This window comes from Blautia sp. SF-50 (assembly GCF_900101315.1).
GTDB lineage: Bacteria > Bacillota > Clostridia > Lachnospirales > Lachnospiraceae > Blautia_A > Blautia_A fusiformis.
In genome coordinates, this window is sequence record NZ_FMUW01000001.1 from 203,662 (window position 1) to 229,884 (window position 26,223).

The 26,223-nt window shown below is 39.1% G+C and carries 22 protein-coding genes; 2 read left to right on the top strand and 20 right to left on the bottom strand.

Going from position 1 to position 26,223, the window contains the following annotated elements:
• Position 1: 1 nt before the first annotated feature.
• From BLP57_RS00945 to BLP57_RS00960, 4 genes are read right to left on the bottom strand one after another with little or no spacing between them, the layout of a single operon-like run.
• Positions 2-1,054 (bottom strand): galactitol-1-phosphate 5-dehydrogenase, encoded by a 1,053-nt coding sequence (locus BLP57_RS00945; RefSeq protein WP_015527307.1) that lies wholly within the window; start codon positions 1,052-1,054, stop codon positions 2-4.
• A 2-nt stretch (positions 1,055-1,056) separates the two neighbouring features.
• Positions 1,057-2,574, bottom strand: a complete 1,518-nt coding sequence (xylB, locus tag BLP57_RS00950; RefSeq protein WP_092068595.1) for a xylulokinase — start codon at positions 2,572-2,574, stop codon at positions 1,057-1,059.
• Positions 2,574-3,599, bottom strand: coding sequence for a LacI family DNA-binding transcriptional regulator (locus tag BLP57_RS00955; RefSeq protein WP_092068598.1), 1,026 nt, complete (start codon positions 3,597-3,599; stop codon positions 2,574-2,576). Before BLP57_RS00955 ends, xylB begins: the two co-directional genes overlap by 1 nt.
• Positions 3,600-3,633: 34 nt before the next feature.
• Positions 3,634-4,485, bottom strand: a complete 852-nt coding sequence (locus BLP57_RS00960; protein WP_015527310.1) for a class II fructose-bisphosphate aldolase — start codon at positions 4,483-4,485, stop codon at positions 3,634-3,636.
• A gap of 347 nt (positions 4,486-4,832) precedes the next feature.
• Here BLP57_RS00960 and BLP57_RS00965 point away from each other — a divergent pair, with 347 nt between their 5' ends.
• The gene (locus tag BLP57_RS00965; protein ID WP_015527311.1) at positions 4,833-5,279 is read left to right on the top strand and encodes an RbsD/FucU family protein; all 447 of its coding nucleotides are present in this window, start codon (positions 4,833-4,835) and stop codon (positions 5,277-5,279) included.
• 117 nt (positions 5,280-5,396) lie between these two features.
• On the opposite strand, the gene BLP57_RS00970 is transcribed toward BLP57_RS00965, so the two are convergent.
• The 3 genes from BLP57_RS00970 to glf (BLP57_RS00980) all read right to left on the bottom strand — a co-directional run bounded on the left by BLP57_RS00970 (position 5,397) and on the right by glf (BLP57_RS00980) (position 10,465).
• On the bottom strand, positions 5,397-8,315 hold the full coding sequence (locus BLP57_RS00970; protein WP_092068601.1) for a C1 family peptidase: 2,919 nt from the start codon (positions 8,313-8,315) through the stop codon (positions 5,397-5,399).
• 39 nt (positions 8,316-8,354) lie between these two features.
• A complete protein-coding gene (locus tag BLP57_RS00975) occupies positions 8,355-9,227 on the bottom strand; it encodes a hypothetical protein (RefSeq protein ID WP_092068603.1) in 873 nt (290 codons plus the stop codon).
• Between the two features lie 122 nt (positions 9,228-9,349).
• Positions 9,350-10,465, bottom strand: coding sequence for a UDP-galactopyranose mutase (gene glf, locus BLP57_RS00980; RefSeq protein ID WP_092068606.1), 1,116 nt, complete (start codon positions 10,463-10,465; stop codon positions 9,350-9,352).
• 249 nt (positions 10,466-10,714) lie between these two features.
• Here glf (BLP57_RS00980) and BLP57_RS00985 point away from each other — a divergent pair, with 249 nt between their 5' ends.
• Entirely contained in the window at positions 10,715-11,653 is a 939-nt protein-coding gene (locus tag BLP57_RS00985; protein ID WP_092068609.1) for an Rpn family recombination-promoting nuclease/putative transposase, read from the top strand.
• A gap of 91 nt (positions 11,654-11,744) precedes the next feature.
• On the opposite strand, the gene BLP57_RS00990 is transcribed toward BLP57_RS00985, so the two are convergent.
• From BLP57_RS00990 to BLP57_RS01050, 13 genes are all read right to left on the bottom strand, one after another.
• Complete coding sequence (locus BLP57_RS00990; RefSeq protein WP_175442932.1) at positions 11,745-12,752, bottom strand: acyltransferase family protein; 1,008 nt, start codon at positions 12,750-12,752, stop codon at positions 11,745-11,747.
• Positions 12,753-12,900: 148 nt separating this feature from the next.
• Positions 12,901-13,803, bottom strand: a complete 903-nt coding sequence (locus tag BLP57_RS00995; RefSeq protein WP_092068615.1) for a sugar phosphate nucleotidyltransferase — start codon at positions 13,801-13,803, stop codon at positions 12,901-12,903.
• A 24-nt stretch (positions 13,804-13,827) separates the two neighbouring features.
• Complete coding sequence (gene glf / locus BLP57_RS01000) at positions 13,828-14,943, bottom strand: UDP-galactopyranose mutase (protein WP_334292735.1); 1,116 nt, start codon at positions 14,941-14,943, stop codon at positions 13,828-13,830.
• A 62-nt stretch (positions 14,944-15,005) separates the two neighbouring features.
• On the bottom strand, positions 15,006-16,067 hold the full coding sequence (locus BLP57_RS01005; RefSeq protein ID WP_092068621.1) for an acyltransferase family protein: 1,062 nt from the start codon (positions 16,065-16,067) through the stop codon (positions 15,006-15,008).
• A gap of 45 nt (positions 16,068-16,112) precedes the next feature.
• Entirely contained in the window at positions 16,113-17,555 is a 1,443-nt protein-coding gene (locus BLP57_RS01010; RefSeq protein WP_092068624.1) for a flippase, read from the bottom strand.
• A gap of 43 nt (positions 17,556-17,598) precedes the next feature.
• The gene (locus BLP57_RS01015; protein ID WP_092068627.1) at positions 17,599-18,636 is read right to left on the bottom strand and encodes an NAD-dependent epimerase/dehydratase family protein; all 1,038 of its coding nucleotides are present in this window, start codon (positions 18,634-18,636) and stop codon (positions 17,599-17,601) included.
• A 50-nt stretch (positions 18,637-18,686) separates the two neighbouring features.
• Positions 18,687-19,415 (bottom strand): IspD/TarI family cytidylyltransferase, encoded by a 729-nt coding sequence (locus BLP57_RS01020; protein WP_092068630.1) that lies wholly within the window; start codon positions 19,413-19,415, stop codon positions 18,687-18,689.
• A gap of 76 nt (positions 19,416-19,491) precedes the next feature.
• Positions 19,492-20,871, bottom strand: a complete 1,380-nt coding sequence (locus BLP57_RS01025; protein WP_092068633.1) for an O-antigen polymerase — start codon at positions 20,869-20,871, stop codon at positions 19,492-19,494.
• A gap of 48 nt (positions 20,872-20,919) precedes the next feature.
• Complete coding sequence (locus BLP57_RS01030) at positions 20,920-22,002, bottom strand: hypothetical protein (protein ID WP_092068636.1); 1,083 nt, start codon at positions 22,000-22,002, stop codon at positions 20,920-20,922.
• A 24-nt stretch (positions 22,003-22,026) separates the two neighbouring features.
• Positions 22,027-22,827, bottom strand: coding sequence for a LicD family protein (locus tag BLP57_RS01035; RefSeq protein ID WP_092068638.1), 801 nt, complete (start codon positions 22,825-22,827; stop codon positions 22,027-22,029).
• Between the two features lie 222 nt (positions 22,828-23,049).
• Positions 23,050-24,174 (bottom strand): glycosyltransferase family 1 protein, encoded by a 1,125-nt coding sequence (locus BLP57_RS01040; RefSeq protein WP_092068641.1) that lies wholly within the window; start codon positions 24,172-24,174, stop codon positions 23,050-23,052.
• Positions 24,175-24,205: 31 nt separating this feature from the next.
• A complete protein-coding gene (locus tag BLP57_RS01045; RefSeq protein ID WP_092068645.1) occupies positions 24,206-25,240 on the bottom strand; it encodes a glycosyltransferase family 2 protein in 1,035 nt (344 codons plus the stop codon).
• A gap of 11 nt (positions 25,241-25,251) precedes the next feature.
• Positions 25,252-26,076, bottom strand: coding sequence for a DUF4422 domain-containing protein (locus BLP57_RS01050; RefSeq protein WP_059086096.1), 825 nt, complete (start codon positions 26,074-26,076; stop codon positions 25,252-25,254).
• Positions 26,077-26,223 lie beyond the last annotated feature (147 nt).

Below are 26,223 nucleotides of genomic sequence, written 5' to 3' on the forward strand. Positions count from 1 at the left end.
ATCAGTCTTCCTCATTAGAAAGAAGGATCTTTCCTTTTACAAGGCCCGGTGTCTTGAACAGCTGGAATGCCTCCTGTGCCTGGCTCATCGGGATTTTCTTATAGATGAAGCCCGGGTCAAACTTCAGCTGGCCAGTTGCAAAATAATGCGCCGTCAGCTCCCACTCACGTCCCGGATACGGGGCACTGTAGGACATCCAGGAACCGGTAAGCTTGAACTCCTTACGGTTCATGTTCTCCCACTCCTTCGGTGTAAAGGTAAGGTTTTCATGAGGAGTACCGATGAAGCATACATGTGCCTTGTTTGCTGCAAGCTCAAATGCCATATGCATGGTAGGAACCTGTCCGGCTGTCTCAAATACGAAGCCGTAGCCCTTTCCACCTGTAATGGCCATGGCTTTTTCCATATATCCCTCTTCCTTTGTGTTGATGATCTCATCTGCGCCGAGACGCTTTGCAAGAGCAAGTCTCTCATCGCTGATATCAAAGACCACTACCTTCTTGGAGCCGAAGATCTTGGTCCACTGCATGGTGAACATACCAACCGTACCGCCGCCAAGGATTGCCACATACTCACCGCCGTGGTAATCGTTCTGGAATACACCGTGGATAGCTACGGTTGCAGGCTCAAACATGGCTCCCTGCTCATATGGAACATTGTCTGCGAATGGTACTGCATTCTGCTCAGGAACCACTACATAATCTGCGTTTGCTCCCTGCTCTCTGGAACCGATAAAGCTGTAATGCTTGCAGAGAGAGAAATTACCCTTCTGACAGTCGTCACATTTCATACAGGGAAGAAGTGGTGCACCGGATACACGGTCGCCGACCTTCACCTTGGTAACGCCTTCTCCCACTTCCACCACATCGCCGGAAAATTCATGTCCAAGCACGATGGGATAAAAATGTACGCCGTGATTTAATACACGCGGGATATCAGATCCGCAGATCCCGGAATATCTTACCTTGATCTTCACATGGCCCGGTGTTACCTGAGGTTCTTCCACTTCCTGATATTGAACATCCTCATTTGCTACTACTACTGCTGCTTTCATGATCACTTTTCCTCCTCATTTCTCATCATAGGTTCAAGAGATTTATAGAGATTTAAATAGGTTTTATAGGTTTTCTCATAAACGTCCCGGTTTTCCGGGTTCGGTTCATGTCTTCTTGTTTCCTTTACCGTAAGACGGATGGCCTCATCATAATCCTGATACATTCCAACACCAACACCTGCCAGAATCGCTGCACCAAGTGTTGTTGCCGTATCAGAGGACGGCACTACGATGGGTTTTCCTGTGATATCGGATTTGATCTGTGTCCAGAGAAGAGAATTTGCAGAGCCTCCCATTGCGCGGAGAACTTCCACATCTGCTCCTGCTTCCTTTGCCACCTCAAGGTTGTGTTTCAGAGAAAGTGCTACGCCTTCCATACAGGCACGTACCATATGTCCCTTGGTCTTGGCAAAATCCAGTCCGTAGAATACGCCCTTCGCATTGGGATTCCAGATCGGGGAACGCTCACCGGACATATATGGAAGAAATACCACTCCGTCACTGCCTGGTGCGACCCTTTCCGCGATCTCATTGAGCTGGTTCAAAGAAGAGCCTTTTTCCCCTGCTACAGAGCGCTCATAATCTGCAAACTCCCGTTCAAACCAGCGCATGACACCACCACCTCCGGTGGTTCCTCCCTGAAGGAGCCACTGTCCCGGAACCACGTGATAGCCAAGGATCAGTCTGGGATCTGCCTTGTACTCATCCATGCAGATGCTCATTCCGCCGGCCTGTCCACCTTGCTCCTGTGTCTCACCCGGATGGATCACTCCAGCCCCAAGTGTTCCGCATGCCGCATCCAGACCACCGGCAACAACCGGTGTTCCCACAGCAAGGCCGGATTCCTCCGCCGCCTTCTCTGTAACTGTTCCCACAACATGATCACAGGCACAGATCTCAGGAAGAAATTCCATGGGAATCCCAAGCTTTCTGCACATATCCTCATCCCAGGCTGCCTTTCTCATGTCAAAGCAATGCAGGCCATAGCCCTGGGAAACATCCTGGCTCATCACACCCGTCAGCTTATATGCAATGTAGCTGTTAGACTGCAGGATCTTGTGGATCCTTTGGTACACCTCCGGGAGATTTTCTTTATACCAGAGGATCTTTGCAGTTGTGTAGGACGGCTGAAGGGAATTACCGGATACTTCAAAAATCTGCTCTGCCCCGATCTCTTCATTCAATCTGTCACAGATAGACTGTGCTCTGGTATCCATCCAGATCGGAGTGTTTGTCAGTACATTTCCGTCCTTATCCATGGCAATGGCTGACCAGCTCTGGCCGTCAATACCGATGCCTGCGATCTCCTCAGGTGCTATCCCCGCTTTTTGGATGGCCTTCTTTACCGCCTGACAGACAGCACTCCACCATTCTTCCGGATTCTGTTCTGCCCAGCCCTCCTTCGGATAGTAAACCGGATAATCGCCGTTGGCCGCAGCCACAACCGTTCCCGATTTTTCAAAAACCGCAACCTTACAGGCACTGGTGCCGATATCAATACCTAATAAATATGGTTTCATTATAGATTCTCCTTCTCGTCCAGCACACGGACGGATTTTCCCATGATGATCTCTGCGCCAAGCTTCTCCGTGATCGGTTCTGTTTCTTCACTTGCAGCCCCTTCCAGCCGTTTCAGCATGATTCCCGCCACTTCTCCGGCAATCCCCTGTGTAGGCTGTGCCACAATGGTAAGCTTGGGATTGCATGCTCTGGCAAACTGCAGATTGTCAAAACCGATCATAGACAGCTGTTCCGGGATCTTAAGACCCAGCTCATTCATCCCGATCACCGCCCCCATGGTCATCTCATAGTTTGTAACAAACACGGCCGTCATATCCGGATTGTCCGCAACAAGCTTCTCAATTCCCTGCACACCGCCCTGAATGGTATAATCGCCGTGATAGATCAGAGATTCCCGTACCGGTATATTTTCTTTTTCGTATGCATTGCGGTACCCCTGGAGACGTTCCTGAGCTGTGGAAATTTCCTCCGGTCCGCCAATGATCCCAATCTTACGGTGTCCTGCCTGAAAAAAAACTCTCATTGCGTCCTCAGCCGCCTTCTCGTTGTCTACAAGAACACTGTCACAGGAAAGCTCCCTGATCCTGCGGTCAATGAGTACAATGGGCTTTCCGGTTTTCTGAAATTTTTTCAGATGATTGCCTTCCGCATCCACTGGCATGCTGATGATCCCGTCCACACGCTTCCGGCTTAAAAACTCCACTGCATCCCGCTCCAGTCTCTTATCGGTACGGCAGTCACAGACAATAGTCGCATATCCGTGACTCCTTAAGACATCTTCCATTCCTGTGATGATCTCCGCGCAAAAGGTATTGTTAAGCTCCGGGATCACCACGCCGATGGTCTTGGTAGCATTGGTCTTAAGCCCTCTGGCCACCTCATTGACCTCATAATGCAGCTCCTGAATGGCCTCCTCGATCTTTATTCTGTTTTTTTCTCTTACGTTTCCGCCGTTAAAATAAGAAGAAATCGTTGCGAGCCCAAGTCCGGTCCGCCTGGCAATATCTTTCATGGTTGCTGCCATACTGATCACTCCGTTTCTGTTTTTTTACAGAAGATCATTCTGCCTTTCCATCACAGCCGCAAACCTTCATACGCGCCTCAACCAGCTCCTTCACTGCCTGGATCGCTTTCTTTCCGTAGGCCTTCGGATCGATGGTGTTCTCATTCTCTGCAAAGGTCTCCTTCACTGCCCTGGAATATGCAGCACGAAGCTCTGTTGCAAAGTTAACCTTGCAGATACCACGTTTTACACAGTCGCTGACATCCTCATCACTGAGTCCGGATGCCCCGTGAAGAACAAGGGGGATATCTACGACTTCGCGGATCTCGCTTAAGCGTTCCTTGTCAAGAACCGGTGTTCCCACATAGAAACCATGTGCGGTTCCGATGGCAACTGCCAGGGAAGTAACACCTGTACGCTCCACGAATTCCTTCGCCTCCTGCGGGTCGGTGTTAGTGTCTGCCTCAGCCTCAAGATCATCCTCTTTACCACCGACCTTACCGAGCTCAGCCTCACATGGGATATCCAGGGCTGCTGCCACATCCGCAACTCTCCTGGTCTCTCTGATATTATCCTCAAAATCCAGCTTGGAACCATCGATCATCACAGAGGTATAGCCTGCATGCATTGCCTGCATCGCAAGTTCAAAGCTGCTGCCGTGGTCAAGATGAAGGCATACCGGAACGGAAGCCTTGGCTGCCTCTGCTGCTACGATCGCAGCGTAAGTCTCAACCGTACCATATTTAACAGTAGAAGGTGTTGTCTGGATCATAACCGGTGCTTTCAGCTCCTCAGCTGCCTGGATGATCGCCTTCACCATCTCCATATTCTCTGCGTTGAATGCTCCTACTGCATATCCGCCCTTCTGTGCCTTTAACAGCATTTCCTTCGATGTAACCAGTGGCATAATCTTCTCCTCCTTGGAATCATAATCATTGTGTTTGTTTTGTATTATTTTCTCATTTGGTCCAGAAACCGAAACGTTTCCGTTTGAGTTCATCATAGCGCTCCATACGTTTTCTGTCAACCATAAAATTTTCATCATTTACAGGAAAATATTCCCTTGAAAAGGAGACCAAATACCGTTAGATTAATTAATAAGAGTTCTAAAGCCTGTGGCCGGGCAGGTCTGTCTGATACTACCGGCGTCATAACAGTTTCGGAAATCCATGTATCCTGTTCTGATCATCTGAGCCTGATGCTATAATTTCCGAAATGCTGTAAGTACACAATGATCTTAGGAGGATATAAACTATGTTAAAAGGAATTCCAGAAATCTTATCACCAGAATTACTGAAGGTTTTATGTGAGATGGGACACAGTGACCGTCTTGTTATCGCTGACGGAAACTTCCCTGTAGAATCCATGGGAAAAAATGCCATCACCATCCGTTGTGACGGACATGGCGTTCCGGAAATCCTGGATGCCATCCTGAAGCTCTTCCCGCTGGATACTTATGTAGAGCATCCGGTAAACCTGATGGAAGTAATGCCTGGCGATAATGTGGAGACACCGATCTGGGATACATATAAGGAAATCGTTTCCAAGCATGACGAGCGTGGCGAAAAAGCCGTCGGAAACATCGAGCGTTTCGCATTCTATGACGAAGCAAAAACTGCATACTGCATCATCTCCACAAGTGAGAAAGCACTTTATGCCAACATCATGCTTCAGAAAGGCGTTGTGATCAACAACGACTGATCTTTCTTTTGAACTGCCTGATATAATCATATATAATACACATATTCAACCAAAACATAAAACGCCCGGATCTGGAATGTTTCAAGCCAGATCCGGGCGTTTTATATTTTAACACTTTTATCTCTTTGCTGCTTTTGCGGCATATCCTCCGCAGAGTACTTTTCCACCGGAGGTTTTTATCCCTGCACGCACCGCATAGTAATACGTTGTTCCCTTTTTTGCGGTCTTATCCTCAAAGGAGGAGCTGCTGCCTCCGGAAACTGTACTGAGCTTTTTCCATGAACCCTTTCCGGTCTTACGGTAGATCTGATAGCAATCTGCTTTCTTCTGCGCTTTCCAGCAGATCTTCAGCCCCCTGGAGGTCTTCCTGACACTGGATATCTTCTGAAGTTCCGGATAGGACAGGATATAGCTGCTTGCCTGATATCCTCCGAAAACTTTTTTCCCGTCTACATTCTTATATGGCCTCACAGCATAAGCGTAGGAGGTGATTCCCTCAATCTTCGTGTCCTGCCAGGACAATACTTTGTTGTTCACGGTTCCGATCCGAACCCAGCTTTTCCCTTGGAGCTTCCGGTAGATATGATAGCCACTGGCTCCGGAAACCTTCTTCCAGGATACCCTGTTACATGGTCCGCTGACAGCCGTAGCCACTGCACGGGCCTTCCCCAACTCCGCTTTTGCTGATAACGGCGAAGATGCGGCTCCATAAACAGTTTTCTTTCCGGAACGTACATAAGAAGCCCGGATCCGATACGTATAAGTGCTTCCTGTTTTCACTGCAGTATCCTGCCAGGTCACTACATCTGCTGTTACGGTTGTCATTTTTTTTGAATTTCCGCTTTCATCCCAGCGATAGATAGCATAACGATTGCAGCCGGGAACTGATTTCCAGGAGATCCGTATCCTGTTAAATGCCTTGGAAACCAGTTTTACACCTGTCGTCTGACGAAGCTTCACCGTAACCTTACAGGTAGCCCGGATTCCCCTGGCATTTTTTCCGTAGCAGGTTATGGTTGCTGTTCCCGGATTTTTTGCAGTAACAACGCCGTTTCCATTTACAGCAGCCACACTGGTATCTGAGCTTTCCCAGACAATGCCGGAAGCAGCCATCTCGGATCTGGTAGCCGAGGCATTCAGTGTTTTCTGATCTCCGGAATACAGATCTATCTCAGAGGAAGAAAGCTGCATCCTGGCCACACTGCTCAGAGTCCTGGTATGCGCCTTGATCCTCGGAGTTACCGATGGATTAAATTCAACTGCATCCATCCAGGTATCCTCCGCGTTATATCGCAGAAAGCTCTGACCGGATACGATAGACGGAGAAAAGCTGCACCAGCCATAACTGACCTCTGCCTCCACACAGTATTTTATATATGTGCTTCCTGCATTTGTCACCACAATAGAATACAGACTGTTCTGGCTGAGCAGGACCTCCGGGATCTGAAAGGTCATAACCCCAGCCATCGGCTGACTGCAGAAAACCGGTGTGGAATATGCCGGTGTTCCACTGGTAGGATCACTGGCATCCTTCAGATTTGTGTATACCTGCACAGTATAGGAATTATTGGCAGACATGGAGCTAAGAGTCACCTCGCCAAGCGATTCCGCTTTTCCGTTTCCTGCACTGGCACGAAAAACCGTAGACAGCTGTTCCCCTGCATACATGCGGATAGAACCAAGGCCCGACGTTCCGTCATAAAAATAATTGTTTCTATATTTCGGTGTATTGACAGCCGTAGCCGCAACCAGCTCACTGACAGACTTATCCTCATAGGACATATAAAAATATCCGGATTTTCCCCAGCCTGTACCCCAGCTGTTCTTGACGATCCAGGCTCCGTCTCCCTTTACCTTGGAAGATGCCCGGAAATTCTTCGCAGAATAATTGTCATCCCAACCCACCACTGTAACTACATGATTCACGTTCTTGGTGCTGGTAGGATAGGAATAGGCCGCTGTACTTGCATTGTAATAGGCATTCTGTGCATTATACATCACAGTGACCGAATTATTTGCAACCAGAAGCTTCTTCATGGCATTTACGGAATAATCGGAAAAATAGGCATTTTTCAGATAAGCAGCTGCATTGTACGCCTTGGATGCCGCCGGAGTCACACCGGTTTTCTGTGTATGCGTGGAATCTGTAGCCAGAGGCACATCCCCTTCTGTTGTCATTCCGGACCAGGTGCTCAGAAACATGGAAGCCAGAAGATCATTTCCTCCCTCATGATAATCTGCGTTTCCTTTATCATCTGTCCCCATATGCTTATTGACATCCCCGTAGGTATTTCCAAGCGGATCATTCTTTCTGTTTGCAAAAAAATACGCCAGATGCTCTTCCGACAGATCATAAGTTCCAAGGCCCTGGGTCAGAAACGAAGTTTCCAGAAGAGAGGCCATTCCAAATGCCCAGCACATACCGTAGGGCTCCTGATTCTTTACGGAAGTGACATATCCCTGATCCGCTGCATTATAATAGGACGGATAGGCCGCAGCTCTTCCCATCGGTACCTCATCCACATCATTTCCAATCTCCACGGCGGTGGAATAAGAGGTCAGATTATCAAAGGGTGCCAGCTGTTCCTGCTCCTCTTCCTCCGTAAGCGGACGGCCCTTGATATATTCGATGCCGGACTCACCACTGTCTGAGGCATCCCCGAAGCTCTCCTCACCGTCGCCAAAGGTATCCTCCTGGGAATCATCCTCTTGGGAATCAGAAGACAATCCTTCTGATGTTTCGGGAGTCTCTGTATCCTCCTCGGAGCTCTGCAAAGCTATATCCTCGGTATCCCCGTCGGCTGCCTCTGCAATATCCTCGGTCTGTTCATCCGGGATACCGGTGTTCTCTGTGGTATTCCCTTCTGCGGTCTCCGTCGTATCCTCTGCTTCCGCTGACTGCGCCTGTGTATCTTCTGACCATTCTTCATTGAAGCCTTCCACATCGGCTGCCATGACCGGAACCTGGCTGCCCGCAACTGCCACACACAAAAGAAGCGGCAGTAATTTCTTCCTGACAAGCTGTAATCTCTTCACAAAATTCTCCACTTTTCTTATATTGATCTGGTTTATCTGTTAACGTTTCTTCAAATGATAACCCAGAATTCCGATTACTGCAAGTACTGTTGCGATCCCGATCCAGATAAACGGACTTTTATACCAGGAATTTTCTTCTTTAAAGGATGTCGCAGCTGTGCCATTGACCGGCTTAGTGACAGCTTCATCCACAGATTCCCCACCTTCTGTTGTTCCATCCGCTGCAGGCGGTCCCTGGACCTCGCCGCTCTGAGCCTGAGAACTACCTGTGCTGGCCGACGCCGCAGGTGGCCCCTGAACCTCACCTCTCTGAGCCTGAGATTCATCTGTGCTGGCCATCCCTGCAGACGCTCCCTGTCCTTCGCCATTCTGAGCCTGAGAGCTGCCTGTATTGTCCGTCCCTGCAGACGTTCCCTGTCCTTCGTCATTCTGAGCCTGAGAACTGCCTGTGCTGGCCGTCCCTGCAGACGTTCCCTGTCCTTTGCCGGCTGCGGAATCCTGCGTATCGGATGCGTCTCCCTGATTCACTGCAGAAGTCTCTTTCTCCGTGCCCCCTGCGATTCCGGCCTTCGCCAGCTCCGCATCCTTTGAGGGCCGCAGCTCCTCCAGCGGCACATAACCGTATCTGCCATTATACTCTGTATATCCCCAGGTCTCACCATTCTTCTCTGTCTCCCCTTCGATATGCAGGACAGTACCATCCCTTACCGTCTTATCATTGAGCTTTTCACCTTTTCCGTCGGTGGACGGATAGATATCCACACCAACTCCGCCGGAATCCACCGTCATATAATAATCTGTGGTATCCGCCGGAGCCTCCACCTTCACCACAACCGACTTGTCCGCATACACCGGAACACTCATACTCAGCACCAGCATTCCTGCCAGAAGCACACCTTTGCACCTTTTCATTGCTCTTTCCTCCCTCAAAAAATCTCACTGCCATTCTATGCATAAAATCCCCTTATATTTCTCTTTTGCCTTGGCTCCGAAATATAAGAGGATCTTATCATTAGTTATATCCAGTATCTTTTTTATGCAAGCTCCCGCTCACACATATCCAGCGCAGAAGCGATCACCGCATCCATGTCATAATATTTATATTCGCCAAGACGGCCGCCAAAGATCACCTTCGGTTCCTTCTCTGCAAGCTCCCTATACTGTCTGTAAAGCGCTCCGTTCTTCTCATCATTGACCGGATAATACGGCTCATCTCCAGGCTTCCACTCGGAACTGTATTCCCGGCTGATCACCGTTTTCGGAAGATCATTACCCTCCTCATCCTTTCCGAACTCAAACCATTTATGCTCGATGATACGGGTCCATGGAGTCTCCACATCCGTATAATTCACTGCTGCATTTCCCTGGAAATTAGGTTTATCCAGTGTTTCATTCTCAAAACGCACGGAACGATACTCCAGAGTACCCAGCTTATAGTCAAAATACGCGTCGATGGCACCTGTGTAGATCACTTTCTCCGCCATTGCATCGTACTGCTCTTTTTTCTCCAGATAATCCTCATTCAGCCGTACCTCGATACCGTCCAGCAGATTGGCAACCATCTTCAAATAACCACCCACCGGGATTCCCTGGTACAACGCATTGAAATAGTTATTATCAAAGGTCAGACGCACCGGAAGCCTCTTGATGATAAAAGCAGGAAGCTCCGTACATGGACGTCCCCACTGCTTCTCCGTATAGCCCTTGATCAGCTTCTCATAAATATCCGTACCTACAAGGCTGATAGCCTGTTCCTCCAGATTCGAAGGTTCCGTGATCCCTGCAACCTGCCGCTGCTCCTCGATCTTTGCCGCAGCCTCCTCCGGAGTCACCACGCCCCACATCCGGTTAAAGGTATACATATTAAACGGAAGACTGTACAGCTCCCCGTGATAATTGGCAACCGGACTGTTGGTAAAACGATTGAAGGTGGCAAACCGGGTGATATAATCCCAGACCTTCTTATTATTGGTATGGAAAATATGTGCACCGTATTTATGCACATTGATCCCTTCCACCTTCTCTGTATATACATTTCCCGCAATATGCGGGCGCTTGTCGATCACAAGCACTGACTTCCCGGCACGCTTCGCCTCCTGTGCAAAAACCGCACCGTAAAGACCGGCACCTACGATAAGATAATCGTACATTGATTTCATTCTCCCTGTTCTTTCATTGATGCTGTTATTTTAACACCGGAAAAGGGTAGCTGGCAAGAAGCCACTGTAAAATCCCGGTAAATCTTATGTAAGAATGTTATCAAACAGATCTCCGCAAGCTGCAAAAATGATAAAATATCAGATATCCGCTTCTCAAACACCAAAATGTATGATACCCTGTAACTGGATCAGATAATAAACTACTCTGATCACATAAACAGATCGAAGGTGGTGAAACCTATGGGTACAAAGGATACCATCACCAAAGATTACATGGCTGACAACCGCGTTTTTGCGGATGTGTTCAACCATATGCTGTACAAAGGAAAAAACGTCATAGACCCTGACACGCTTCATCCACTGGATACCACAGCTCTCGCTGTCCCCTACGGATCCGGCATTTCAGAAGTTCCTGTCCAGAAATTCCGGGACGAATTCAAATCTCTTAATGTTATGCACGACGATTCAAGGATCTATCTTCTCCTGGGGATTGAGAACCAGTCGGAACCTCACTTCGCAATGCCGGTCAAGAACATGGTCTATGATGCATTAGAATACGCAGGGCAGGTAGAAAATTCCGCCAGATCCCACAGAGAAGCGAAACAATGGCCTTCCACATCCGGAGAATATCTCACCGGCTTCTACAAGGATGACCGGCTCATCCCAGTCATAACCACGGTCGTGTACTTCGGTTCCGACACCTGGAACGCTCCCAGGAGCCTCCACGAAATGCTCTCTGTCCAGGACCCCGAAATTCTTTCCATGGTCCCGGATTACCGGATCAATCTCTTCTCACCTGCCGAGATAAAGGATGAAGAGCTTGACAAACTCCAGAGCAATCTCAAAGAAGTCATGCTCTTCATCAAATATTCCAAAGATAAACGGAAGCTCCAGGAGCTTACATCACAGAGTCCCGGCTTCCGGTCACTCGAGCTCAAAGCAGCCCGGGTCATCGACTCCATAACCGGTATCAACTTACGTTTCACAGAAACAGAAGGGAGGGTTAATATGTGTCAGGCTGTTCAGGAAATGTGCGATGATGCACGTGCCGAAGGCCATCAGGAACAAGCTATGCTGACAGCACAGCGTATGCTTCAGGATCCAAGATTCTCCCCTGAAGACATCTCCAGATTTTCAGGACTTTCTCTTGAGGACGTGCTGAAATTACAGAAGAAATAGTTCGTATTGGAAATGCTCAGATCCTTTGTGGGGGATCTGAGCATTTTGCTATTCTTCTGACCAAGGCAGAAGCCGATTATTATCTATTACCCTAAATCAGCTTTTTTTGTAATTTTACAATTGTGTATGTCAAAAACAAACTTATCAAAATACAAAAAACATAATTTTGAAAATAAAATGTCTTTATCCCTATAACATTCATAAGTGCTCTAATTGCAACATGAGTCAAATATAATTCATAAGACATTTTTCCAAACTGCTCCAATATCTTTACAATTCTTTTAGGCATCTTTCGCATACTTACAGCAATACAATACAGCAAAAAAATCCCCCAAAAACACATCAAAATCCTAAATCCTAGTTTTGACACAACTATTTTGGTTACCGGTAAAAAGCCGCACAGCATTATCATTACTCCAAATAAAATTCCCATTTTATCTATATTATTAATACAAGCATTCTGGTAAACTTTTTTTCCACACCAACACCCTATGAAAAAAACAAGAAATCTTCCCAATAGAATTTCTATATTTAAATTCAATACAGGAGCTACAATTCTCGGTAAAAATTGAATAACTAAAGCTATAATAAGAAGAATTAACAGTTGCCCCCAATCTGACCACTTTACATGCAATATCTTATAAACAAATGGATAAATTAAATATGCAAAAACAATAAATAACACATACCAAAAGGTTCTTGTCCCTTGTGTAAAAAATGTAACAAAGCCAAAATCAAATGCAAACATCTTGACACCTTTTTGCATGATAATAAGATCAATCACAATCCAATATGGAATAGCAACCATAAGATAAGCTGGCAAAATTCTCTTTATTCTCTTCTGAAAAAAATGCAAAATATTGGAATCTTTTGACATCGAAAAATATAATCCAACGCCGGACAGAAAAACAAAGAACTCAACTCCAACACTACCAATGAATGTGTTATACAACTTGCCTAAAAATCCCAATCCCCCTCCGGATAAATTTGAATTTGCTATATCTTCAAAAAAATGAAATATCATAATTGAAATTATCGCCACACCATAAATTGCATTACGATTTTTGCTAAATATATTCCAATTATCCTTCGAATTCATCACCGATATATTCATCACAATGTTCCTTTATTTCTTTATATATTGGGGCCATTTGCAAATGATTCTATATTCTTATATGCCTTCTATATAAAATAATAGTAACATTATCCCCATTTACTGACGGTCTCGCTTTTATACAAAAAAACTCTTATAAATCAGCAAAAAGCTCTTCTCTGTAAATTCCTTTTTCCAACATCTCTCTGAAACTATCCTTCACTGCAGCAACATCCTCTTTATAAGTCATACCATACCAAGTATCATTGGTACGAAGAACCTTTACGGATATCCTTCCTTCTGCCAGAAGTTCTCCAATAAATGTTGGAATCAAAAATTCCGCCTTTATAAGATTCTCCGGGACCACTTTTTCAAAAAAATATTGAAAACCACTTTCCAGCGTTTTCAGGAACTCCGGTGCCAATCCCCACATATTCATAGAAACAAGTGATTCTGTATCCAGCTTTACGCCGTCCGCCTCGGCACCTTCTGCATTCTTTACAATATTGGAAGTCTCCACAATCTCCGTCAGATTATTATACTCATCCATTTTGCAGATACCACGTGTCACACCACCATTATCAGACAACGTATTCTTCAACACAAAACCAGCCATGCAGGACTGGCCTCCTTTTACAAGATAATCATGAATCTCACGGAATCCTTCTTTTCCATAATAATCATCTGCATTGATCACAACAAAAGGCGTTGTCAAAACGTCCTTTGCAGCCAGAACCGCCTGTCCGGTACCCCAAGGCTTCGTACGACCTTCCGGAAGTTCTCCCGGAATATCGTTGATATCCTGGAAAACATACTCCACAGTAACAGAATGCGCCTTGCAGACCGCCTCGATCCGATTCCCGATCACATCCTTAAATTCATTTTCAATATCCTTTCGGATAATAAAAACCACCTTGTTAAAACCTGCTTCGATTGCGTCATGAATCGAATAATCCATGATGATATGGCCCTGTTCATCAACCGGCTCCAGCTGTTTGATACCACCGCCAAAACGGGAACCGATACCAGCAGCCATGATAAGTAATGTTGTTTGCATTTAATTTCCCCTCATTTCCTGATCTTAATGCAATTCTTTTTCACAGCGGTCTAATACAGCCGCAATAACCTGATCCATGTCATAATATTTATATTCACCAAGACGTCCGCCAAAAATCACATTTGTCTCAGCTTCTGCCAGCTTTTTATACTCTGCGTAAAGAGCTCCATTCTTTTCATCGTTAACAGGATAATACGGCTCATCCCCCGGCTTCCACTCAGAACTGAATTCTCGGCTGATCACTGTCTTAGGAAGATCGTTACCTTCCTCATCCTTACCAAATTCAAACCATTTATGCTCAATGATACGCGTCCATGGAGTTTCCCGATCCGTATAATTCACAGCTGCATTTCCCTGGAAATTCGGTTTATCCAGAGTTTCTGTTTCAAAACGCACGGAACGATATTCCAGTGTACCAAGCTTATAATCAAAATATGCATCGATCGGACCTGTGTAAACTACTTTTTCAGCCATCGCATCTAATTTATCTTTGTTTTCCAGATAATCTGTACTCAAACGAACCTCAATACCTTCCAGAAGATTTGCTACCATCTTCGTGTAACCTCCAACTGGGATACCCTGATACAAAGCATTAAAATAGTTATTATCAAATGTCAGACGAACCGGCAGACGTTTAATAATAAACGAAGGAAGATCCTTACAGTCACGTCCCCACTGTTTCTCGGTATAACCCTTGATCAACTTTTCATAAATGTCACGTCCGACCAGTGAAATTGCCTGCTCTTCCAGATTCTTTGGTTCTGTAATTCCAGCTTCTTTTCTCTGCTCCTCAATCTTCGCTGCAGCTTCCTCCGGTGTTACCACACCCCACATTTTATTAAATGTATACATATTAAAAGGAAGACTGTAAAGTTCCCCTTTATAATTAGCGACCGGGCTGTTTGTAAACCTGTTGAACTCTGCAAACTGAGTGATATAATTCCATACTTTCTTGTTGTTAGTATGGAAAATATGTGCTCCATATTTATGTACGTTAATACCTTCTGTTTTCTCTGTGTAAACATTTCCAGCAATATTCGGTCGCTTGTCTACTACAAGAACTGTCTTTCCTGATTTTTTTGCTTCGTGCGCGAAGATTGCTCCGTATAAGCCGGAACCTACTACTAAATAATTGTACATCATTTTAATTTCTCCCTGTTATCAATTTCTTTAGTTACATCTTTAACTTTCTATCTGCCTTATTAATATAAATATTTCAAATTAAATTTTTTTAATATCCATGTAATACCTATTGCTATTATTGGTGTTATAACAATTCTTGAAAAATATATTATTGCTGCCCCGAACTCTGAACCAAAAAATTCAATTCCACAAAAACGATAAAACCAAAATAAAAATAAATAATTTAATGGTTCTGCATACAAATATATTCCCATTCCATAGTCACTCAATGACTTTATTGCTCTACCATTTATTTTTATATGCCTTACTATATAGTTTAAAACTATCAACATAAAAAATGGACATACAATATACGAACTCAAAAAATGGAAAAAATGAATCTTTACTATTTTATCGACAATAAAAGATAAACATACCAGCCCAAACAAACATAATATCGATGAATCTTTCCAAATATTATGTTTTTTCAACCACTCAATCATATTTTCCAATCTATATCCCAGATAAAACCATAAAAGATAATATAAAGGATCTCCCAAAACGTGATATTGATCCAATCCTTTATATAAGATTACTCCTATGCACCAACAAAAGCTAACTATAACTATTTGCTTTTTTGTTTCTAATTTACAAACAAAACTTGCAATGACAAACACCAAAAACAAACATTCTAAATACCATAAATATACACATGAAGGAAAAATCAACTGCAATAGCATTCCCTTTATACTAACACCATGGTAATAACCCGAAAAATATTTAACAGGTAAATTCCAGAAAATCCATACAGCAATAAATGGAACCAGTAACCTTTTTGTCTTTTTTATAATAGTTCCCCTGGTATTAATATTCTTTTTCAATGAAAAAAGACTTCCAGATAGCGCTATAAATGCTGGCATATGAAATGTATAAATAAAATTTGTTAAAATGCTTGTAATTTTATGAAACATTGTATCAGATATAGACGCATCTGACATCATAGTTCCGTAATTAATGCCTCCAAATTTTGTAGTTATATTATAATATGTCCCGTGACCTATAACTACCAAAGCTACCAATATAATTCTTAATATATCCTTATCTTCTTGCCGATATATGTTGTTTTTGTTTACATTTTCCATTCTTTTTATTTAATCTCTCCCTTTCATCATTTAATGCAACAGATATTATATTATTTTATTTTTTATTGTATTAAAAATTTCAAGAAACAGTTCTTCTTTCAAAATCAGTAATACAAATCCATATGCACCAAAAAAAAGAAGTGATGATATTACTAATGAAAAAAAACATTCTAAATTTAATATTTTCACCCACAAAGATACAATACTACCGACAGACAATGCAATTAATATTTTTATATAATGTATCTGTCGAAAAGTATTCAAAATTTCATCTTTTAACGCATAAAACTGGACAACAAAAACTGCAAACTCAGCAACCAATGTACCTATTGCAGCTCCCGTTGACGCATAAACCGGGATCAATAGTGCATTGATAATGACATCCACGACAGCACCAACAATCTCAGAATATAATACAATTTTCTCTCGTCCTGTTGGTACAAGTATCTGAATTCCAAGTATATTTGTAATACCAATTAATAAAAGAGTTGGCATAATCACCTGCATGGGTATAATAGAGCCAACATAATTATTACCTGACAAAAAGAAAATCCCTTCTTTTGCAAAATAAATAAAATATACAAACAAAGGTGTTGCCATTAAAAAGACAAAATTCAATGCCTTTCTTGTAATTCTATGAAACTCTTTCAATTCTCCTCTTTGTATATAATAAGATGCTCTAGGCAACAATACTGTCCCTAATGATGTTACAACACTCACAAGGATTACTTTAATTTTTACTGCTGCATTATAATATCCCACATCTGTATCTGTTGTCATAAATCCCAACATTACCGTATCAAGATTTGTATATATTGTTGTTGCACATGACATAGCAAAGAATATCAATACTGGTTTTAGGTGTCGTCTAAAATTGTAATTTCCAACAGGCTTCAGATTTATAAATTTATGTGCATTAATCAAATTTAAAATATTCGATGCAGAAGCTGCAAAAATTGTTATTCCACCATAAATAACATAATCCGTCTGTTTATGTACGAGAAAGAACATAAAAATCAGCGCGATAAATTTGAAAATAACTGATCGTACTGTGATATAAGTATACTGTTCCAAGGCTTTATATAACCATTCCATGCCGATAGATGTCAAAATAATGTTAAAACTCAACATTACATACAATTCTTTTTCACATCTAAATTTAGGTACATAAAACAACAATATAATCAATACCATATAAGAAATCATACTCATGATTATATTAATGATCAAAAGTTCCTGTGCCACCTTGGAAAGTTTCTCACGATTATCCCTAACTTTTGCACACGCCCGAATTCCATATGTAGGAATACCTAATTGAGCAAACATAGAAAAATATGTAATAACAGATGTTGCCATCGACACTTTTCCTGTTCCAACTGGCAATAAAACTCTTGATACATACGGAAAAGTTATCAATGGAAAAATGAAAGAAGACATTGTCAGAATTATATTCATAACAAAATTTAGTTTTATTGATTTCTTTTTCATTTATTTTTTCTACTCTCTTACTTATAAGATTTTCGTACTTACTCTATATTTCCTCAATCTTCATCTGTTCAATCATTCTCTTATATGCATCCTCTAAGCCTATTTCTGGTGTCCACCCTAAAGCTTGTAATTTATCAGAATTTAACTTCATTTTCGTATCTTCTGCATAACCAAATACATTATCTTTAGGAATATCGTATATTACTTTAATTTTCCCATTTGAAATTTTATCCGCAACCATATGCGCCATTTCTGCAATTGTAGTATGTGATTTTGGATTTGCCACATTATATGCTTCACCATTTTCTCCGCAAAGTAAAATTATAAATAATCCTAAAACACAATCTCGAGTATAACAATAATTTCCTTCCGATAATCCTCTCGTATGCAATACTATATCTCTTCCTGAAATTACGCTTTTAGCAAATTGAGCAAATACACGATTCTCCCCTGGCAAAATTCCTGCGCCAAACGTTTGTGCTAACCTAGCAATCTTGACTTTAACTCCGTATTCTCTCATATATGCAACACACATATTTTCGCATAACCGCTTACTTTCAGGATAATTACTACGTACTTTCAATGGATTAATGTAACCAATCTTATCTTCTGTTATCTCTGTATCAGAATTATTAAATGTTCCATACATTTCCATTGATGAAATATATACCATTGATTTACATTTATTTTTACGAGCAAGTTCTAAAATATTTTTTGTACCCTCTATTGCTGTAGATAATGTCTCTACTGGTTTTTCAATCATTAATTTAGATGTTGTTACAGCAGCACAATGAAAGATCCAGTCAACTTTTTTATTAACATTAATAGGAAATGTGATATCACCAACAATAAGCTCAATATTGTCCAACTCATGTCTACTATATAATTTATTTGCTTTTTCAATATTTCTCACTAATGCAATAATATGAATACCTTCTACTGCTATAAGCGCTCTTACTATTGAAGCTCCGATAAGCCCAGTTGCCCCAGTTACCAGAACAGTGGTTTCCTTCAGCTGCTCATACTGTAACGGATATTTTGCGATATATTGCAAATCATCCTCTAGCGGTCCTTTTCTCATCCAGCATCTCCTCCTTTAATTTATTTTTCTTTATAAGCTTTTTATTATCCTTATTCAAGCCCATATATTTGCTCATTTTCTTTTGCTTCAAGAATAGCTCGCATAGTATAAAAATCTTCTGGTGTTGTAATTTTAATATTTTCTCCTGGTCCATCAATCAGATAAAGATCATATCCATATCTTTGCATCATTGTGCAAGAATCAATACAATTCTTTTCACCTTCTGAAAGTGCTTTTTCATGAGCTTTCAAAATATCATCTAGCCAAAAACTTTGTGGAGCTTTGGCAACTCTTGAATTGTTCCGACTTGGGACATAATCAATTGTTGCTGTTCCCTCATTAACAACAAGTATTGTCTCTTTTACTTTAGCTGTTGTGATTGCAGAACCATATTTAATCACCGATTGAATATTATCACTAATTACTTTCTCATTAATCAATGGTCTAACGCCATCATGAATTAAAACAATGCTTTTTTCATCTTTTGCAATCTGTTTTGCAGATTTAAGACCATTGTATATGGATAATTGACCTGTTTCCCCTCCAGGAACTACAGATTTTACTTTTTCAATACGAAATTTATAAAGAAGTTTATTTAAATATGGAATCCAATCTTTTATACACACAACCACAATCGCATCTATCATAGAATGGTTTTCAAAATATTCCAATGTATGTATTATTATTGGTTTATTATACATTTCAAGAAACTGTTTCGGTCGATCTTTACTATGCATACGGCTTCCAACACCTCCAGCAAAAATCACTGCAATATTCATCCCTTGAACCTCCTAGTCTCTAGCTCGTGTTAATCAAATTCAATTATCTCTTGATTATTTGTCCATTTTTTTTGTTCTAATTTGTTCCCATTGGTATTACTGTTTTCTTTTGCCTTTTGAATTTAAGTTTAATCCCATGTCTATACTCCAATGCAACTCCTTTATCAATCAACACCTTATATAATATAAATGTGACTAACAAGTGCTTCACAAAACCTATTGATGCTACCGTTTCGTAAAATCTGTCTGAAAAAATCAACATAATTAAATCATTAAATAAATATGCATATATTATTATTGTAAAAGGTTTATTGTTATATATTTTTCTATAAGCACAACTAAAATATAAAGCAATTATTGCCATAAGCGGTACAATACCATCATAACCAAAATCATAATAAAACTGATAAAAAGTTGTATATACATTACCAGTATTTAATCCATTATGTTTTAAAAATGGAAGATCTAATTGATATAAATATTGACTTATTCCATATTTTCCTCCCAAGTACGTATAGATATTACGAAACACTTGACTTCCCCACAATTCAGGTGTATGACGAGTTCCTTGTAAATACGTATCCAAATTTTGTATTGGAGCTCCAATATATACATAAATTGATTCCAGAATTAGATTTAAAGTGCTATTCTCACCCGTACGATTCAAAAGCATATTGATTCCGATAAGTAATAAAATTATTCCAAAAATAATACCTACAATTTTAAATAATAACTTTGTAAAATTTCGACGTTTATTAAGTCCAAAACATATTACCGTTATTATCAAAATTGCAGTTATCATCCTAAATAATGCAGTTCTACCACCTGATAACATCTGATCAAATGCATAAATTCCCAAATATATTATCTGTATAATTTCTATTTTTTTCTTTACGGCTAAATTATTAATTAAAATATAAAGCAATACATATGCATATGCAGTTATCCAAACAATACCATGTCTATATATAAAAGATGCAGAGACTGCCTTTTCAATAAAATTATTATAATTGAACAGTGCAATGACATGGTACTTGCCGGCTATATCAAAAATTGATGAAGTACTATACCCAAACGCAGCTACAACATCTTTTATATATTTAGCATGATAAAACACTACTAGAACTTCCAAAATAAGAAATACTAGTTGAATCAAATAATTTATAGAAATATAATTTCTAGAATGTTGTTCTCCATAATTTCGAACATCAACTCTTTTCATGTTAAAAAAAGCACTAACAATTCCAAATGAAATCGTTCCTAAAGCAATTACTAAAATAGTCTTCAAATGAATTTCTACCTTGTACATCCTTACAAAAAAAAGGCACAAAAATTCTGCAATTAAAAACATTTCACAAAAAACGCAAAATGGAGAAAAAATATCTGCATGAGTAATTAAATACCCAAACATTAAAAATACAATTGTTACTAAAATAAGTACTATAAGATTAAACATTTTCACCTGTTCCTCATATATTAGAAGTTCAATATAACTTCACAAATATTATATACTTTGTTTCATTGCACTTTTTAAGAAATATCCTCTTCTTAATTTCCCACCAATTTTGCACGCATTAGCTTTTAATGTTTCATATTCTTCATCGAGCATATTGTCTATTATGTTTCTAATTTCATCTGTTGACTTTATTGTTATTCCACAATGATTTTTCTTAATAAAATTTGCTAATGCAGCTTCTTCCCATATAATTACAGGAATTCCAGCTGCCAAATACATTGATGTCTTATGCGGATTATTAATTTTAAGATAATCTCCATAAACTCCAGTACAAGTAGCACTGCTGTCCCCATCCCAGACCAAGCCAAAACTACCTTGTAGATTATAAATTAATTCTTCTGGATTAAATGCCCCAACATAATTTGTATTTGAAGAAGCTTTTTCTCGTTCAAAATTAATTCCATATAAATTAAAGTTACAATTTTCCGGTAAATTATATATATATCCAGCCTTATGTTTACTCAATGCTCCCGCTATGATAACTGGACCTTTTCTGCTTAAGTTTCTCTTTTCTAATAATTCTTCATTATAATTCTCAACTAAATAATCAAATATTCCTAATATATCCATTTTATCTTTATGTATTTTCCATTTTTCATGCATAAATGACTTCATTTTTTCATTATGCACAATGATTTTACTGCAATTCTTAAATGAACTAATTTCTTCAAATCTCATTCTAATTTTTCGAGATAATGGAACATCATTTCTTAATGTAAAACGAATTGCCTCAACGTCATGTATGATTATTGAAGTATGTATTCCTCTTTTTTCCAAATTTTTTATAAGTAATGAAAACAGCATTGTATGTTCTAACAATGGAAACTGAATATATATCCAATCATTTTTTTTTATTTTTTTTAATGCATTCTTCCATAACATATAAACATCATAATGTGCTTTTATTTTTCCTAATCTTGTTTTGTTTTCACGTCCTTCTATCAGGCATGGAATCTCAATTTTTTTTAAATTATTCCACTTAAAAATAGTTTCTACATCTTGTCTGGCTTTAACTCCAGCTGTTTTTTGTATCAACTTATGTTTATCGGTTTCCACAACATAATAATTCATTTATTATATCCGCCTTTCCCTCAATCATCCCTCAATATAAGCATCAAACTCATGATTTATCCGCTTACTTTCTGGCGGAAGTTGCATATAGTCTCCATATATTTGTGTCAAATAAAACTTCCAACATGCTGGCGCATGAAATTTTTTCCCACAAAATTCCACATCATTATATGGTAAGTATTCTTTCTTTTTCATTCTTTCATTAGGACCCAAACTCCAAGCAACTCCACCAATATACTCCTGTTTGTCAAAATCATACTGATGAGCCAGTTTATCTAATTTTCTCCCAAATCTTTCTGGTGTATACATTCGCAAAAAAAGAATCATCGGTATTTTAACTATACTTCGTACAAAACCTTTTCCTTTTCCTATAGTTGCACTGCATCGATTAATCCATTTTTTTAATGGTTCCGCTTTACTCAACAATATATCACTTTCTTCCTTATCATCCGGAAGACCATCCATCGGAAAAATATCAATCCACAAATGTTGATCAACATTTGAATATTCATTTTTTACATAGGTTCTTGTATCAATAATTTTGGCAAATGGCCAAAAACTATTTCCCATCTGTAGACTGATTAATTTATAATATGGTCGAATATTTCCTTTTCTTAATAAATCATGTAATTTATCAAAATCTGGACGTGGCATTAATAAATCAACATCATCATCCCATGGAATAAACCCTTTATGGCGTACTGCTCCTAACAAAGTTCCTCCCGATAAATAATATCTCAGCCCATTCTGATCACAGAATGCCGCAAACTCACATAATATATTCAAAATATACTTTTTAACTTCCGTATTATCTAACTTTCTCATACTTTACAGAGATAAAACACAAATCTCTTATCTCACTGTCCTTTCTTTAATATATAAAGGTTAAATAGTTATTGTGCGATATATATCCATAAAACGCGCTCCTATCTTTCTTCCCTATTAAACGTCTCATAGAAATAGCCTTATTGTCTGATTGTCTGATTGTTTTTTTTATTTTCTCTTTATCAGTCCATTATTCCACTACCGTTTCTTTTATTTTTAAACTTATTTGTTCACCACACCATTCAACAATAATTTTTCTAATTTTTTTGCTTCAGTATGAATTTCGTATCCTCGCATTGTAAAATTATCCACTATCTCCTTTTGGGACACTCGGTTTATATTTTCTTTGATATTTAAAATTTCTTCTGCCCAAGACTCCGCTGAATTTTCCAAATTCCAAAATATAAATGATGGATTAATTTTAACTTCTTTAGGAATTACACTGTCAGATGCTAACATAGGTACTCCATTTGCCTGAGCTTCCATCGCAGCCATGCTGAGGCCTTCAAATTTAGATGGAAACAAAAACAGATCGAATGTACTCAACCATCCACATATGTCTTTCTGAATTCCGGCCATATGTACATACTTATTTAGTTTCTTTTTATCAATCTCTTTTTCAAGCTTTGTCCTGTCTTCTCCATCACCTATTAAAATCAATCTTACTTTTGGTTCTTTTTTTATAAGTTTTTCAAATATGTCTAAAATAAACATTTGATTTTTTTGGAAATGCAACCTTCCTATATTTCCTATGATATAATTTTCTTCCCACTTCAAATCTCGCCGCAATTTTTTTCGCTTCACATCATCAAAACAATATTTTTCTACGTCTATCGCATTACTGATAATAATAGATTTTTTTATTATTGAAGAATCATAAAACCATTCCGAAGCTTCTTTTGAGCAGCTCCAAAAATCCGTTACATAATAAGCAATTCTTTTTTTATTATATTTATGTAAAATTCCTCTTAACCTGCTATCCATATTTTGAGAATTATGGCTATGTATAATTCTTCTTTTTATCCCATATTTTTTTGCCATTTTCAGATAATCAATATTGGCAAGACTACACACATTCACCCATATTGCATCATACTTAGAGGCATTATTTTCAAAAAAATTTTTTAATTCTTTTTTGTATTTTTTATAATTTTTACTTCTCGCAGGAAAATGAAAGGTTTGTGAACCATTGGAAATAATTTCTTCTTCGAAAGCGATTTTATTATATGAATTACATAAAAAATCAAAATGAAAGGTATTCTTATCCATGTAATGATAGTAATTCATAATAACACTCTCTACCCCACCTGGATTTTCTGTCATACCAAAAACTAATATTTTATACATAGGTTTCCTCACAATTTAATGTTTGACTATTTTAATTTCTACTTTTTTCGTAAATATAATTTTGATATGCCCGCACAATATATATGATACTTGCAATATGAACCAATTTATATTTCATAAAAAAAACAGGCAATGTTCTCGCTGAAAAATTATTCTTTATATGGAACTTTTTTATCGCATCTTTGAATACAGGTGTATTTATAATTTTTTTTATATGCTCTATTTTTTTTACATAATTTTCTTTATTATTAACGCAAAATATACCTCTAACACAGGCTATATTTAAATGCATTAAAATATAATCATTAAATGCCAATTGTACATTTTCATGTTGTTTTTCAATATACTTACTCGTTATATTCATAGCTTCAATATATTGAAGTACTTTTTTATCTGCGTTACTCCTCATCGTAGACTCATTGTCTATAGAATAATGGTAAAATATCGTATCACTTATGCTAATTCTGGAACAATGCATTAAATAATGTAATGTAAAATCACTATCCTCTGAAAGCTGCATTTTTGTATTAAAGCCAATTCTATTTTCATAAATAATGCTTTTCCTAAAAATCTTTCCCCAAACCTGCATGAATTTTGTTGGATTTGCGATCATTTCCAACTTCATTTTTTCTGCAGAGTCATTAAAATAATATGTTTTCTCTTCTTTATTGTTTATATAATTTGCTCTATTACCAATCTCGTAACTATATACATACAAATCCGCTTTAGCATTTAATATATCTTCGTAAATATATTTTTTGCTTTTAGATACTATATAATCATCTGCATCGACAAAGACAATCCATTCTCCTCTGGCGTTTTTCAATCCTTCATTTCTAGCTCTTGACACTCCTTTTTCCGAATGAATTAGTTTAACATTTTCTCCATATTTTTGAATTAATTTTAATGCAACACTATTGGTGTAATCAGTTGATCCATTTTCAACAATCAATATTTCACATTTCTCCATGTTACAAGTATGTGTAATACTTTCCACAGCTCTTTCTAATGTATCAGCCGCATTATATGCTGGAATAATATATGAAATTAATATTTTTTCATTCATAATCCTCTTATTTAAAAGCTCCCTTCATATCTTTTTCCAACAAACTTAGCTTTTAAAAACGCTGTACTCTTTTTCCACCAATTAATCTTTTCCATATGCTGGTAAGGCAACTCTTTAATCTCATTTTTCTTAATTTTTCCTAGTTTAATCTCACCATCAAGCCACACATTAAATATTATCTCGCTTACTCTTCCATAAAATCGCCCCTGAAATGCTGATAATTCCTGTGGATCGATGCGTTTTTCTAACTCGAAGAGAATATCAAATAACCATTCACAATAATCATTCAGATATCTTTTTTGCATGATCATCATATTGAACATATATCCGTAAGTGTGTTTTACAACTTCATCATAACTTTTCAGATAGTCGGGATATTTTTCAGCGATTATCTCTCTGGTGATATCTAATTGAGATGCATAATGTGTATGTTCATAATGGGAATATAAGGTTTCTATATAATACTTTCTTTTTTTAGGTACAAAAATTTTATATTTTTCCAACATTGGGCGCAACTCATTATACGTAAGAACACCTTCAAATGGTGCCTTGGTTTTCTTTCCAAAATGGCGTCTGTAATGTGCCAATCCTGTATAATCCGTGTCAAGATTTTTCCACGCCCAATATAAGCCTGTAAGCTCACAATACGCAGCGTTTTTGTTTGAAATGTTTTCTCCTGTATTATCTTTTTGGTATCCTAAATCCAGCGGATTTCCATTCTGATCTGTTTTTCCCTCTGCGCCAACATGCAGTGGAAGATACATTGCATCTTGAGGCATTTCATATTTTTTATGTGTTGCTACTATAATTTTTACTGTAGGCGTATTCTTCGTCATTTCAATATTTCCTTACATGCTTTCTCTCTTTTTTTCTATTCATCCTCCATATGCAAGTTTTTATTTTTCATAACTTCGAATACACTCCCCAACTCAAAAGCCGGCACATTCTTCGCCGTGCCCATCCCTTCTTCAGGTACACACACG

What these genes read in the sequence shown, in the direction of transcription:
- BLP57_RS00945 (WP_015527307.1), bottom strand. Translation starts at nt 1,054, where the DNA reads ATGAAAGCAGCAGTAGTAGTAGCAAATGAGGATGTTCAATATCAGGAA.
- xylB (WP_092068595.1), bottom strand. Translation starts at nt 2,574, where the DNA reads ATGAAACCATATTTATTAGGTATTGATATCGGCACCAGTGCCTGTAAG.
- BLP57_RS00955 (WP_092068598.1), bottom strand. Translation starts at nt 3,599, where the DNA reads ATGGCAGCAACCATGAAAGATATTGCCAGGCGGACCGGACTTGGGCTC.
- BLP57_RS00960 (WP_015527310.1), bottom strand. Translation starts at nt 4,485, where the DNA reads ATGCCACTGGTTACATCGAAGGAAATGCTGTTAAAGGCACAGAAGGGC.
- BLP57_RS00965 (WP_015527311.1), top strand. Translation starts at nt 4,833, where the DNA reads ATGTTAAAAGGAATTCCAGAAATCTTATCACCAGAATTACTGAAGGTT.
- BLP57_RS00975 (WP_092068603.1), bottom strand. Translation starts at nt 9,227, where the DNA reads ATGAAAAGGTGCAAAGGTGTGCTTCTGGCAGGAATGCTGGTGCTGAGT.
- glf (WP_092068606.1), bottom strand. Translation starts at nt 10,465, where the DNA reads ATGTACGATTATCTTATCGTAGGTGCCGGTCTTTACGGTGCGGTTTTT.
- BLP57_RS00985 (WP_092068609.1), top strand. Translation starts at nt 10,715, where the DNA reads ATGGGTACAAAGGATACCATCACCAAAGATTACATGGCTGACAACCGC.
- BLP57_RS00990 (WP_175442932.1), bottom strand. Translation starts at nt 12,752, where the DNA reads ATGAATTCGAAGGATAATTGGAATATATTTAGCAAAAATCGTAATGCA.
- BLP57_RS00995 (WP_092068615.1), bottom strand. Translation starts at nt 13,803, where the DNA reads ATGCAAACAACATTACTTATCATGGCTGCTGGTATCGGTTCCCGTTTT.
- glf (WP_334292735.1), bottom strand. Translation starts at nt 14,943, where the DNA reads ATGTACAATTATTTAGTAGTAGGTTCCGGCTTATACGGAGCAATCTTC.
- BLP57_RS01005 (WP_092068621.1), bottom strand. Translation starts at nt 16,067, where the DNA reads ATGGAAAATGTAAACAAAAACAACATATATCGGCAAGAAGATAAGGAT.
- BLP57_RS01010 (WP_092068624.1), bottom strand. Translation starts at nt 17,555, where the DNA reads ATGAAAAAGAAATCAATAAAACTAAATTTTGTTATGAATATAATTCTG.
- BLP57_RS01015 (WP_092068627.1), bottom strand. Translation starts at nt 18,636, where the DNA reads ATGAGAAAAGGACCGCTAGAGGATGATTTGCAATATATCGCAAAATAT.
- BLP57_RS01020 (WP_092068630.1), bottom strand. Translation starts at nt 19,415, where the DNA reads ATGAATATTGCAGTGATTTTTGCTGGAGGTGTTGGAAGCCGTATGCAT.
- BLP57_RS01025 (WP_092068633.1), bottom strand. Translation starts at nt 20,871, where the DNA reads ATGTTTAATCTTATAGTACTTATTTTAGTAACAATTGTATTTTTAATG.
- BLP57_RS01030 (WP_092068636.1), bottom strand. Translation starts at nt 22,002, where the DNA reads ATGAATTATTATGTTGTGGAAACCGATAAACATAAGTTGATACAAAAA.
- BLP57_RS01035 (WP_092068638.1), bottom strand. Translation starts at nt 22,827, where the DNA reads ATGAGAAAGTTAGATAATACGGAAGTTAAAAAGTATATTTTGAATATA.
- BLP57_RS01040 (WP_092068641.1), bottom strand. Translation starts at nt 24,174, where the DNA reads ATGTATAAAATATTAGTTTTTGGTATGACAGAAAATCCAGGTGGGGTA.
- BLP57_RS01045 (WP_092068645.1), bottom strand. Translation starts at nt 25,240, where the DNA reads ATGAATGAAAAAATATTAATTTCATATATTATTCCAGCATATAATGCG.
- BLP57_RS01050 (WP_059086096.1), bottom strand. Translation starts at nt 26,076, where the DNA reads ATGACGAAGAATACGCCTACAGTAAAAATTATAGTAGCAACACATAAA.